Consider the following 12,287-nt stretch of genomic DNA (forward strand, 5'->3'; position numbering starts at 1 on the left):
TTTATATTAGGTCGAAATAATGCTTCATAAGTTTTTTAGTTTTCTTATACTACCTGTACTTTTTTTTACTTACCCAATTTCTTCGAATGCTTTAAACATAGAGCACAACATAAAATATACTAAACTCAGTAACGGACTAGATGTTTATGTTGTTTCTAATCATCGGATTCCAGCCGTTTTACATGCAGTAATATACAAAGTTGGGGGAATGGATGATCCAATCGGCAAAGCAGGATTGGCTCACTACTTTGAACACTTAATGTTTAAAACTACAGGAAAGTTTAAAGACATAGAAGCCACTATGAGTAGCATTGGGGCTAAATTTAACGCGTTTACCACTAAAGAATATACCTGTTATTATGAGTTGGTCCCCAAAAAAGATTTACCACTGGCAATGGAAGTTGAAGCAGATAGAATGGGAAACTTTAATGTTACTCAAGACAAAATAGATAGAGAAAAAAACATTGTACTGGAAGAAAGAAAAATGAGATTTGATAACCAACCTCATAACTTGTTATGGGAAGAAATGGATAGTGCATTTTATCGTACTGGCTATGGTAGATCTGTTATTGGCTGGGAGAGCGATATCAAAACTTACAATCAGGATGACATAGTGAGGTTTCACGATAGTTATTATCACCCTGGTAATGCAATATTGCTGATTGTGGGTGATGTGGAGTTTGATGAAGTAGTGAAATTAGCAGAAGAAAAATATGGCGAAATTAAAGCTAAGCCTATAATTAGGCATTACCCTAATCAGGAACCAGTACATAACGCAGGTCTATCGGTGACCTTAGAAAGCACTGAAGTAAAAGAACCAGTTTTATATTTTCGTTATCGTGTTCCCTTATTTGAGCACATAAATGAAGCTTCCGCTGCTCATTTAGCGGTTGACATTTTAGGTGGCGGCAAATCCAGCAAACTGTATAAAGATTTGGTTTTAGATAAAGATGTGGCAGTATCAGTGTTTGCTTATTATAATAGCCTAGCTTTTAGTGATGGCTACATTGATATTATGATAATTCCAAAAAGTGGCGCTAATTTAGATATTGTTGAAAGAGAGTTAGATAATACTATTAATGGCTTCGTATCTAAAGGGGTGACGAGCGAGGAATTACAAAGCTCAAAATATAGATACAAAGCAGCACAGTTTGATAATCTATCTGACTTAACTCATATAGCAATGTTTTATGTGCCGCACCTAGCACTTGGCATTCCACTTGATGAAATAGATATTTCATATAGCAAGATTAATGATGTCAATCTAGAGGATGTAAATAATAAAATCCGTGCTATTTTTTCTGCTAATAAGTTAATTGGTCGTTTATTACCAAAAGGAGATAATAATGAGAATAAGTAAAATTATATTTCTATTTTTTTTCTGTTTAGGCTTTAATTTACAAGCAAGTGGTAACCTAAATATAGAGGAGGTCACCACCCGTAAAGGATTTAAGTTTTTATTTGTAGAAAATCATGATTTGCCAAAAGTTTCACTAAATATATCATTCAAGGATGCAGGTTATGTGTATGAGAATGCAGAAAAACAGGGACTTACCTGGTTTACTTCTCTTATAATTCAAGAAGGGGCAGGAAAAAATGATGCCAAAGATTTTGCGAAAAAGCTTGAAGATAAAGGGATTAGTTTAAATTTTATTGCTGATTTAGAAGCATTTAGGGTTTCATTAAATACTTTGTCTGACAATCTAGAGGAAGCAATTTCATTACTGAGCGATACTATAATGCGTCCTAAAGTTGACCCTGAAGGGTTGAATAGAGTTTTCGAGAAAGCCAAAGTTGATTTTAATAATCTTGAAAAAAATCCTGGCTTTGTTGCTGTAGAAGAATTGAATACGTTGTTGTTTAAAAAACACCCTTACTCAAAAAGTATGTACGGTACTCTTGACACTAGAGTGAGCATTACTAGAGACGATGTTTTAACATACATAAAGCGTAATTTTGCTAAAGATAACATAGTTATCAGTGTTGCTGGTTGTGCAAAAAAAGAAGAAATTATTACGCTATTAGATAAATATTTATCTAAATTGCCGTCAAAAAGATCAAAAGTTAGAAAAATACCTGTGAAAAATGATTTTGGTCCTGCAGAAAGTAAGAATATTTTTATGGATATACCACAGAGTGTGATACTTTTTGCTCAAAAAGGTATAGCTTATGAAGATCCAGACTACTATAATGCTCAAGTTTTGGTTAATGCGCTTGGTGGTATGGGGCTGAATTCAGTGCTGATGAAAGAACTAAGGCAAAATCTTGGAATTACTTATGGTATTAGTGCCTCTATGGCCAGTTATACGCATGGAAATATTATAGCTGGGGGTTTAAGTACTGATAGCTCTACTGCCAGTCAATCCATATCTGCAATAAGAGATACATTGAGCAGGATAAAAAAGAAAGGAATTGACGAACAATTGTTCAAGGATGCAAAAATTGGCTTGGTAAATAATCTTGTCCTTCGCCTGTCCAATAACATAAATACAGCAATGCTGCTGGATGATATGCAGATAAATGATCGTGATGTTAACCGTATAAATAATTATGCGAATGTCATTAATGACGTTAAATTAGAGAAAGTAAACGAACTGGCAAGTTCTTTGCTGGAACCAGAAAATTTATTTTTTGTTGAAGTTGGAAGAAACACTTAAGATCAATAATTAATACTTTCTGCTATTGATCTTACTGCTTTTACATAGCACTTATGCTCCTCAGCTAGAATGCGTTCTGAGAGGCTTTGAATATCATCAGCTGGTAGCACTGGCACAGCAACTTGAGCAATTACGGCTCCAGCATCAACTTCAGGAGTGACATAATGTACAGTACAACCTGTAATTTTTACACCTGCTTTTAGAGCTTGCTCTTGAGCGTTTAGACCTTTAAAAGACGGAAGTAAAGAGGGATGAATATTTATCACCTTGTTATGCCATTTACTCAGAAAATCAGCTTTGAGAATTCTCATAAACCCTGCAAGGCAAATTAAATCAACCTTATGTTGAACAAGTATTTCGTGAATTTTACCAGCATCAAGCGGTTTATCTTTAACAATAAACGCTGAGATTCCTGCTTGCTCTGCTATTTTCAGACCAGCAGCTTCGCTATTATTTGTGATAACACATGCAACTTCTGCGGAAAAATTCTGATCTTGACATGCTTCTATTAAGGCCTGCATATTCGACCCCCTACCTGAAATTAGTATTCCGAGTTTTATCTTTTTCATTATAGCACAGTTAGTTTAGAATTTAGTTAATACTAACAAAACAGCTCAAAAGGAAAACTTATTTTATAGCAAAGAAGGCAGACTAAACTCTTTATATAAGTGGACCTCTAATTTTGGACCTCACTGGACAACACAAAATAACGAATAGCCCCATGTACCCAGCTAAAACTAGCTTTAATGCTTAGATATTGTGCTATTTTTGTATAATATACCACTATAAGTATATATTTTTGTAATCGCGTTATTATTTATTTAACAAAGTATTAGTATAATTTATTACACTGGATTAAATGGAGAAAGTTCAATGAGTAAATTACCGAACAATGCAAAAATAGGTAAATCTCAGGTTACTCAGTGGGAGGTAATAAAAAATTGTGAATATGCTGATAATTGCTTGTCAAAAATAGTAACTTTGTACGTTATTAGAATAACTCAGCTATCAGATTTTTATACGAGTGACGAACCTGAAATTAACACTGTTTTAGCAAGAATAAGCGTGACAAGTGAAAATGTATTTTTAAACAAGGCTACTACTATTGAAGTTATGGAAGGTATTTTTCCGTATAAATTTAACAGCAAGAAGAGAAATAACATATTAAGGTTAGAAGATTTATATAATTATTTATGTTCTATTGTTAATAATAGCCTTCCAAAAGAAATGCTTGAAAGTCTTGTAAGGGAATATAAGGATGCTGTTAACTTATTTAAAGCAATTACTTAACTGAACGTAGTATTTTTAAGATTTTGTTTTCTATTTCAGAAATGCCGCTTTCAAGGTTTTTATCTATCAAGCATATGGTAGACAAATACGTTTTTTGCTTGCTTTCAACATTGATAGTTAAAGTTCCGGGAGTGATTGTGACTGAATTGGCAAATAACGCAATGCTTTCGTCATTATGCCCTTTGCATTTTCTTAGGATAATAATCGGTTCAAGCTTAGATTTGAGTTGTAGCACCTTTTTTGTTACATAAACACTTGATAAAATGATTTGGTACATTAACCACGGTATATAACTTACTAACTTATAAAACGATAGTCTACTCGTACTATTTAAAATCTGGCTAAGAGCTCTTTCAGCGTTTATCAACCTTCTAAAGATAAACGATGTGAATATAGAGGAAAACACTCCACAAAAAATAAAAAACGGCTCAAAATAACCAGACAATACAGTCCATAGAACAAATAAAATTATAAATGACAGAGAAAAAAACTTGATTTCCTTCCTAAAGTTGAGGTTTTTCATAGTCTGTAATATAACTTAAATGACTCTTTAAGGAAAGATAATAACGAATATTTAGGTTCTTGACTTCTATGTTGAAAGCCCAGAACAGATAAAATCTGTAAAACCAAAAAGAAACTCCCTCTTTACTTTATGTTCTTTGGGTATAGTGTTATGAAGAAGCGCTTCTGCAGCTATAACCGAAACAATCAATGGTGCTATAAATGCCCGTTTGAAAGCATGGTTTTGGGGGAAATGGTAAAACCATTGATGGAGTTCTTTTTGGGCTACCTCGTTTAGAAGATTGTATAACCTAACCGTCCCAAGCTGAAGTGCTTCTTATCATAATAATATAGGAGGGATTTTATATGGCAGAAGCAAAAAGTAAATTAAAAACAATAAACCTTGATGCAGCAGGGATTGATATTGGCTCGACTGTACATTATGTATGTGTACCTGAAGGAAGAGATGAACAACGTATCCAAAAATTTGGGTGCTTTACAGTAGATCTACACAACTTAGCAAAGTGGTTAAAAAAGTGTCAGGTTAGAACTGTAGCCATGGAGTCAACTGGAGTATATTGGATTCCCTTATTTCAAATATTAGAATCACATAAATTTGAAGTAAAATTAGTAAATGCGCGACATGTCAAAAATGTGCCTGGTAGAAAGTCTGATGTTCAAGATTGTCAATGGCTGCAACAATTGCACAGCTATGGACTGCTTCAAGGATCATTTAGACCGGATAATCAAATGTGTGTACTGCGTAGTTACGTTAGACAACGTGCTAATCTAATTGAAAATGCAGCTAAACATACTCAACGTATGCAAAAAGCGCTAATTCAAATGAATATTCAATTACACAAGGTTATTAGTCATATTACTGGGATAACTGGTATGAAAATCATTGAAGCTATAATTGAAGGCGAAAGAGATCCTGAGAAATTGGCTAAATTCAGGGATGCACGAATAAAAAATGATCAGTCTACTATAGCAAAAGCGTTAGCTGGTGATTATAGAGAGGAACACTTGTTTGTGCTAAAACAAGAATATGCAGCATATACTTTTTTTCAAGAGCAAATAACGGGATGTGATAAAAGTATAGAAAATTACTATAAAACATTTGAAACAAAGTCGAATGAGAACAGGGCATTGAATAAGACACGAAAGAGAAAACAGAAGAATAGTCCAGATTTTGCCGTAGATGAAGATTTATATCGAATAACGGGGATGGATTTTACTAGAGTTCCAGGACTTGATGTATTAAGTATACAGGCTATCATTTCAGAAACAGGTATAAATCACAATAAATGGAGGACAGAAAAGCATTTTTCTTCCTGGCTCGGATTAAGTCCTGCTAATAAAATTACAGGAGGGAAAATTATTGGAACAAGAACTCGTAAAGTTGTTAATCGTGCTGCAACTGCCTTGCGACTTGCTGCTCATTGTGTATCAAGAAGCAACACTGCACTTGGTGCATACTGCAGGAGGTTAAAGAAGCGACTAGGGATACCAAAAGCGATCACTGCTACAGCAAGGAAATTAGCATGTATTTTTTATAATATGCTAAAATATGGACAAGAATATGTAGAAAAAGGAATGAACTATTATGAAACACTCTACAAAGAGAGAGTAGTCAAAAATTTGACTAAAAAAGCAAAGGAATTTGGTTATATACTAATGAAAGAGGAGCCGATAGATGAAGAAGGTTCTTAGGAGTTTCTTAGAAGATATAACAACTAAGTTATGTTTTTTAAGTGAGGAAGTTATGAAATATGACAAATTTATGGAAATATTAAAAAAAATAAATGACCTTTCAGATTTGAGCAAGGACAATATAGTTGAAAAAATAAAAGCTAAGTTACAAGAAGAAGATCCAGATTTATGTCAAGAGTGGGAAAAGAGTAAACCTGACAACGATAGTGGATCTGACATAAATTACATATTTACTATATCTTGTGGTCAAAATTCTAAGAAAGTCAAATTGTTACATCTTGCTTCTTATTGGAACTATGCAAATGTAGCAAAAGCTCTGATTGAAAACGGGGCAGATATTAATGCAGAACATGATAATAAAATTACTCCTTTACATATTGCTGCTCACTATGGCCACGAAGATGTAGTAACCATTCTAACTGGAAAAGGAGCAATTGTTGATGCAAAAAATGGTGATGGATGGACTTCTTTACATTTTGCTGTTGAAAAGAACCACGAAAATGTAGTAAACACTCTAATTGGAAAAGAAGCAAATGTTAATGCAAAAAATGATAAAGGATGGGCTCCTTTACATCTTGCTATTACAAATGGCCACAAAGAGATAGTACAAGTTCTATCAAAAGCAGAAGGAATCAACGTTGATGCAAAAAATAGTGATGGGTGGACTCCTTTACATCTTGCTGCTGCAAATGGCCGCGAAGATATAGTAGAAACTCTAATTGAAAAAGGAGCAGATGTTAATGCGAAAGATCATTATAAATGGACTCCTTTAACATTTGCTTTTCAAAAAGGCCATGAAGTGGTAAAAGGAGCTCTATTAAAGGCACAAGAGAACATCAAAGCTTTGCATTCAGCTGTTAAACATAATAATGAGGAGGAGGTGAAAAACCTATTAAATAAAGGAGTAAACGTTAATGCAAAAGATGATGATGGATGTACTCCTTTACATCTTGCTGCCAGAGAGGGCTGCGAAGATGTAGTAAAAATTCTCATTGCAAAAGGAGCAAATGTTAATGCAAAAGATGATGATGGATGTACTCCTTTACATCTTGCTGCCAGAGAGGGCTGCGAAGATGTAGTAAAAATTCTCATTGCAAAAGGAGCAAATGTTAATGCAAAAGATGATGATGGATGTACTCCTTTACATATTGCTGCTGAAAATAACCACATAGAGGTAGTAAAAATTCTAGTTGAGAAAGCAGATGTTAATGCAGAAGGTATTGTGGACGAGACTCCTTTACATCTTGCAGCCAGAGAGGGCCATAAAGATGTAGTAGACATTCTAATCAAAAAAGGAGCAAAGGTTAATGCAGAAAATGATGATAGATGTACTGCTTTACATCTTGCTGCTGAAAATAACCACATAGAGGTAGTAAAAATTCTAGTTGAGAAAGCAGATGTTAATATAAAGGATGCTGATAGATGGACTCCTTTGCATGTTGCTGCTGAAAATGGCCACGAAGATATAGTAAAAACTCTAATCGCAAAAGGAGCAAAGGTTAAGGCAAAAAATGGTAATAGACGTACTCCTTTACATCTTGCTGCTAAAAATGGCAAAATAAAAGTGGTGGAAGTTCTGCTACACACTGAAGCAGACCCTTCATTAAAAGATGTTGATGGAAAAACGCCAAGAGACCTCACTAAAGATCAAGGTATAATTCAGCTTTTAGAGGAAGCGGAAAAAAAGCAAACGTTAAAAAATGAGAATAAAAAAACGCCAAAGGATCTTACTGAAAATAAAGATGTAATGCAGCTTCCAGAGAAAAAGGAAGAAAAACAGGTTGGAAAAAATGCAATTGTGAAAGAAAAAGAACAATCTGCAAAAAATGCAATTGTAAAAGGTGTTATTGTGTGTTTTGTAACTGCAGTGATAGTTGGTGTTGCACTTGCATTTGCTACTGCCCTATCTGTACCAGCAATAATTGGACTAGCTGCAGGATCTGCGCTCATAGTTGGTGCTGGTCAATATATAATGTCAAAGCCTAAAACTGAAATGAAAGAAGTAAAGGAACTTGTGCCTAGAGAGACAGAAAAAGCACTTACTTGATTTTTGTTATCCTGTTGCTATCAGACTAGCCTGGCACCTTATATTTATTGGGATAACTGTTTTATTATGAATTAAGTCAAAAACTCTGTAATATATTGAAGCTTAAAGATATCTTTAGATATGGAAGTTATTGCAGAAAATAGGAAAGCAAGGTTTGAATATTTCATCTTAGAAGAATTTGAAGCGGGTATGGTCTTATTAAGCAGTGAAGTTAAATCGCTAAGAGAAAGAAAAGTAAATATTTCCGACGCCTACGTTGTTGAAAAGAATAGCGAAGTATGGCTGCACAATATGCATATTGCAGAATATAAAGCTGCGAACCAAAAAAATCATAAACCAAAAAGGGAACGTAAATTACTCTTGCATAAAAAGGAGATAAATAAACTAATTGGTCAAATCAAGACTGCTGGGATAACTGTTGTGCCGCTTTCGGTCTATTTTAACGATAAAGGATTTGCAAAAACTAAAATTGCCATTGTAAAAGGAAAAAAACTCTACGATAAGAGAGCAACCATAAAACAGAGAGAGTGGGATCGTGAAAAAAGTAGATTGTCTAAAAATAATTTATAGCAAAATATGTCTTTAAATCCAGTAATTTTCAGCATCGGTCCTGTTTCTATATATTGGTATTCCTTAGCCTACGTTTTGGGTATAGTGTTTGCATATTGGTATTTACATAAGCTAGATGACCAAAAAATATTTACTAAGAATTTTTACGATTCGTTATTAACAGCCACTATTGTAGGTATTATCCTTGGAGGTAGACTTGGCTACGTATTGATATATGATCCAGTTCTTTATATAAGCAACCCTATTGAGATATTGAAGACCTGGGAAGGAGGGATGTCATTTCATGGTGGTGCTATAGGAGTTTTGCTTGCAGTAATAATTTCGTGTAAAAGACATAATATCCCTACATTTTATGCACTGGACCTAGTTTCTTGCGGAGTTCCCATAGGTTTATTTTTAGGTCGCATAGGCAATTTTATAAACGGAGAGTTATTTGGCAGAGTTACAACTATGCCATGGGGTATGGTATTTCCAGAGAGTGGTGATAATTTGCTGCATCATCCAAGCCAGCTTTATGAGGCACTTTTTGAAGGACTGCTACTTTTTGCAGTTGCAAATTCACTGTTTTTCTTAACTAGAATAAGACTGTATCACGGTGCGTTAACTGGTATTGCAGTTATGTGGTATGGAATAGCACGTTTTTTCGTTGAGTTTTTTCGCGAACCAGACTATCAAATTGGCTATTTGTGGCTTGATTTAACTATGGGGCAGTTGCTTTCTATACCTATGGTTTTGCTAGGAATGCTTGTATATCTAGGCGCATTAAATTTAAAATTTAATACGAAATCTGTCACATAGAGAAAAGGTGAGTTCAATAGAAAAATGTAGCCAGAAGCCCCACATTATGCACAATTGTACGAATTTTCTGCGTTGCAGTAGAATGAATCGGTGGGCTTTGTTGCATCGCTAGCTATGATGGATTAAAGATAAAAAAGGTGGAGAATATCAGTAGCTTATTATTCTGGTATTTATAACAAGAACGGTCAGTGAATACCTAAATTTGAGTAAAAGAAATTTCACTACCACTCACTAATCTGGCTAAAATTCAAGAATTTCAATGCTTTAGCTATTTTCAATAGAATTAAATTTATTAATATAAATAACAAATTACTATTCTTAAATTTGATCAGATTGATTGCAAAAAAACAAGATTTTCAATAAGTTGCTTATAATCCTAATTATAGTTAGCCTTTCATAAGTAGCGATGCAACAAAGCCATCCCAGTGTCAGCTACTTTCATGACACCATTTGCTGTGCAGTTTACCTTCAAAAATGAATGTTCGTACAGCTATGGAATGAATCGCGGTATGACGTAGCTTCGCTATAGGCAATGAAGGAAATATTAACTATACTTCTTTTTACCATTGTTTATATTTCCTATTCACATATATTAATATTTTACTCACTTAAAGTAAGCTAACTACCGTTATTAATATTTTTGTAATAAAAATTGTATATGGTGCATGTAATCAAATTAAGAGGAAGATTGTGGAAATTACGCCATCAATAAAAAAAGAATTGAAGCAAAGTACTCTATATGTTTGCCTAGAAAAATGCAAAAGTGCATTTTGGTTTATCTTTTGGTTTAGTGCGGGAATCAATTTATTAATGTTATTCCTACCACTTTATACCTCTCAAGTGCTTGATCGGGTGATATCGAGCGAAAGTGTATCAACACTAACTATGCTGACAATTATCACTTTATCTGCATTTGCATGTTCTGCAATGCTTGAAACTTGTCGATATTTAGCCATGGCAAAAATAGGTGATTGGATCGATAAAACTGCAACACCAGATCTGATAGTAAGGTCAATCAGGCTAACGTCAGTGCAGAGCTCAACTTCAAGTGGTGAAGCAATACGAGATCTCGGAGTGATAAAAAATTTCATTACAGGAAATGGTATATTCTCACTGTTTGATACTCCATGGTCGTTAATTTACCTTGTTGTGATTTTCATGATACATACCTCCACGGGGTTTATAGCTATTACTGGAATTATTATATTAGTCTCTATGGCAATATGGAATGAACTTGCCACTAAACGAATATTACAAGAAACCAACGAAGAAACTATACGGAATATCAATGCTATAGATGTTGCAACAAGAAATGCAGAAGTGGTTGAAGCTATGGGCATGTCAGAATTCATAGTCTCTGATTGGTGTAAACGAAATGATCAGAATCGAGCAATGCAAATTAAAGCACAAAATCGCTCTAATGTAATTACTGGAATCACTAAGTTTTTGCGCTCAACTCTGCAAATATCAGTAATTGGAACAGGTGCATTACTTGCAATCACAGCTCATAAGACTGCCGGTAGCATCATCGCTGCTTCAATTTTAATGGGTAGAGTATTAGCACCATTTGACGCTGCGGTTCATACTTGGAAGTTTTTAAATCAGGCTAGAATGTCATATGGAAGGCTACAAAGACTTATATTAACATCGCCAAAAAGAGAGCAAACGATGGCTCTACCAGAACCTGAAGGAAAATTGGAATTTGATAGAGTATTTTTTACTCCTTATGGAAGCAATAAGCCGACAGTAAAAGGAATATCATTCATTATAGATCCTGGAGATGTAGTTGGTGTTATTGGTGCAAGTGCTTCTGGTAAATCCACTATCGCAAAATTAACTGTTGGTGTATGGAAGCCAATATCTGGTGTAGTCAGACTAGATGGCGCTGATGTATATACTTGGAATCGAGAAAATTTTGGTAATTATGTTGGCTACTTACCTCAGGATATTGAGTTATTTAACACTAGTGTCAAAGCTAATATTGCTCGCATGAGGCCAGATCCAAATCCTGAAGAAATAATCAAAGCAGCAAAAATTGCAGGAATACATGAACTAATACTAAGCTTACCAAATGGATATGATACAACAATAGGAGGTCCTGGAGGAGTAACGCTCTCTGGCGGCCAAAAACAGCTTCTTGGACTTGCCAGAGCTTTTTATGGTCACACAAAACTTTTAGTACTTGATGAACCAAACGCTAACTTAGATAGCAATGGAGAGGCATGCTTAATTAATGCAATTGGCATTGCAAGAAAACAAAATACTACTACTGTTATCATCACTCACAAGCTACCGTTATTGTCCGTAGTTGATAAGGTGATCCTCATGTCAGATGGTGTCATTTACGCTATGGGACCAAAAGATGAGATTTTGAGCAAATTAGTTGCTCCATCATCAAGTACCACAGAAGATGAGCGCTCTTCAGCAAATGGTTAGTTTACTTACAATAAATTCTGTATCTGAAATAACAACTGTTCCAGAAAAATATATATTTCTTTACCATTAGAAATAATATTACAAGAATAGTAAATAGATTAATAACTCTTATTAATTAAAGTCAATCGGCAGATATAGCTAAAGTGGCTTAGGTTTACCTACAATTTGAAAAACAACAAATTCGTCTTAATGAATTTTCTTAATTTGTTATCTAAATAACTTAATATTAGTGATAATTTTATAAAAAAATTATAATATAAATAATGTTGCTGCGA

10 protein-coding genes are annotated in these 12,287 nt (G+C 34.3%); 8 read left to right on the forward strand and 2 right to left on the reverse strand.

Annotated features, from left to right (window positions below):
• Nucleotides 1-19 precede the first annotated feature (19 nt).
• Nucleotides 20-1,360, forward strand: coding sequence for a M16 family metallopeptidase (locus ACICPZ_RS00380; RefSeq protein ID WP_264374011.1), 1,341 nt, complete (start codon nucleotides 20-22; stop codon nucleotides 1,358-1,360).
• Complete coding sequence (locus tag ACICPZ_RS00385; protein WP_264374012.1) at nucleotides 1,347-2,657, forward strand: M16 family metallopeptidase; 1,311 nt, start codon at nucleotides 1,347-1,349, stop codon at nucleotides 2,655-2,657. The genes ACICPZ_RS00380 and ACICPZ_RS00385 overlap by 14 nt, the downstream gene beginning before the upstream one ends.
• 2 nt (nucleotides 2,658-2,659) lie before the next feature.
• Here the strand turns inward: ACICPZ_RS00385 and purN are convergent, their stop codons facing one another.
• Complete coding sequence (gene purN / locus ACICPZ_RS00390; protein WP_264329499.1) at nucleotides 2,660-3,226, reverse strand: phosphoribosylglycinamide formyltransferase; 567 nt, start codon at nucleotides 3,224-3,226, stop codon at nucleotides 2,660-2,662.
• Nucleotides 3,227-3,530: 304 nt separating this feature from the next.
• Between purN and ACICPZ_RS00395 the strand changes: the two genes are divergently transcribed.
• A complete protein-coding gene (locus ACICPZ_RS00395; protein ID WP_006279382.1) occupies nucleotides 3,531-3,947 on the forward strand; it encodes a hypothetical protein in 417 nt (138 codons plus the stop codon).
• Here the strand turns inward: ACICPZ_RS00395 and ACICPZ_RS00400 are convergent.
• Nucleotides 3,940-4,470 (reverse strand): Na+/H+ antiporter subunit E, encoded by a 531-nt coding sequence (locus tag ACICPZ_RS00400; protein WP_077188223.1) that lies wholly within the window; start codon nucleotides 4,468-4,470, stop codon nucleotides 3,940-3,942. The two genes, ACICPZ_RS00395 and ACICPZ_RS00400, sit on opposite strands and share 8 nt — an antisense overlap.
• A gap of 344 nt (nucleotides 4,471-4,814) precedes the next feature.
• On the opposite strand from ACICPZ_RS00400, the gene ACICPZ_RS00405 reads away from it, so the two are divergent.
• The 5 genes from ACICPZ_RS00405 (at nucleotide 4,815) to ACICPZ_RS00425 (ending at nucleotide 12,012) form a co-directional block, all read left to right on the forward strand.
• The gene (locus tag ACICPZ_RS00405; protein WP_264373686.1) at nucleotides 4,815-6,161 is read left to right on the forward strand and encodes an IS110 family transposase; all 1,347 of its coding nucleotides are present in this window, start codon (nucleotides 4,815-4,817) and stop codon (nucleotides 6,159-6,161) included.
• A complete protein-coding gene (locus tag ACICPZ_RS00410; protein ID WP_264373687.1) occupies nucleotides 6,145-8,208 on the forward strand; it encodes an ankyrin repeat domain-containing protein in 2,064 nt (687 codons plus the stop codon). Before ACICPZ_RS00405 ends, ACICPZ_RS00410 begins: the two co-directional genes overlap by 17 nt.
• Nucleotides 8,209-8,328: 120 nt before the next feature.
• Nucleotides 8,329-8,778 carry an SsrA-binding protein SmpB gene (gene smpB / locus ACICPZ_RS00415; protein WP_264373688.1) on the forward strand — a complete coding sequence of 150 codons (450 nt, stop codon included), beginning with the start codon at nucleotides 8,329-8,331 and terminating at the stop codon, nucleotides 8,776-8,778.
• Nucleotides 8,779-8,784: 6 nt separating this feature from the next.
• Nucleotides 8,785-9,576: a prolipoprotein diacylglyceryl transferase gene (lgt, locus tag ACICPZ_RS00420; protein ID WP_010962823.1), complete on the forward strand. Its 792-nt coding sequence runs from the start codon at nucleotides 8,785-8,787 to the stop codon at nucleotides 9,574-9,576.
• A gap of 690 nt (nucleotides 9,577-10,266) precedes the next feature.
• The gene (locus ACICPZ_RS00425; RefSeq protein ID WP_015589192.1) at nucleotides 10,267-12,012 is read left to right on the forward strand and encodes a type I secretion system permease/ATPase; all 1,746 of its coding nucleotides are present in this window, start codon (nucleotides 10,267-10,269) and stop codon (nucleotides 12,010-12,012) included.
• Nucleotides 12,013-12,287 lie beyond the last annotated feature (275 nt).

The sequence above is a fragment of the Wolbachia endosymbiont (group A) of Melitta haemorrhoidalis genome (assembly GCF_964273365.1).
GTDB lineage: Bacteria > Pseudomonadota > Alphaproteobacteria > Rickettsiales > Anaplasmataceae > Wolbachia > Wolbachia pipientis.

Coding starts and splice junctions, on each gene's coding strand:
- ACICPZ_RS00395 (WP_006279382.1), top strand. CDS start 3,531: ATGAGTAAATTACCGAACAATGCAAAAATAGGTAAATCTCAGGTTACT.
- ACICPZ_RS00400 (WP_077188223.1), bottom strand. CDS start 4,470: ATGAAAAACCTCAACTTTAGGAAGGAAATCAAGTTTTTTTCTCTGTCA.
- purN (WP_264329499.1), bottom strand. CDS start 3,226: ATGAAAAAGATAAAACTCGGAATACTAATTTCAGGTAGGGGGTCGAAT.
- ACICPZ_RS00385 (WP_264374012.1), top strand. CDS start 1,347: ATGAGAATAAGTAAAATTATATTTCTATTTTTTTTCTGTTTAGGCTTT.
- lgt (WP_010962823.1), top strand. CDS start 8,785: ATGTCTTTAAATCCAGTAATTTTCAGCATCGGTCCTGTTTCTATATAT.
- ACICPZ_RS00410 (WP_264373687.1), top strand. CDS start 6,145: ATGAAGAAGGTTCTTAGGAGTTTCTTAGAAGATATAACAACTAAGTTA.
- smpB (WP_264373688.1), top strand. CDS start 8,329: ATGGAAGTTATTGCAGAAAATAGGAAAGCAAGGTTTGAATATTTCATC.
- ACICPZ_RS00380 (WP_264374011.1), top strand. CDS start 20: ATGCTTCATAAGTTTTTTAGTTTTCTTATACTACCTGTACTTTTTTTT.
- ACICPZ_RS00405 (WP_264373686.1), top strand. CDS start 4,815: ATGGCAGAAGCAAAAAGTAAATTAAAAACAATAAACCTTGATGCAGCA.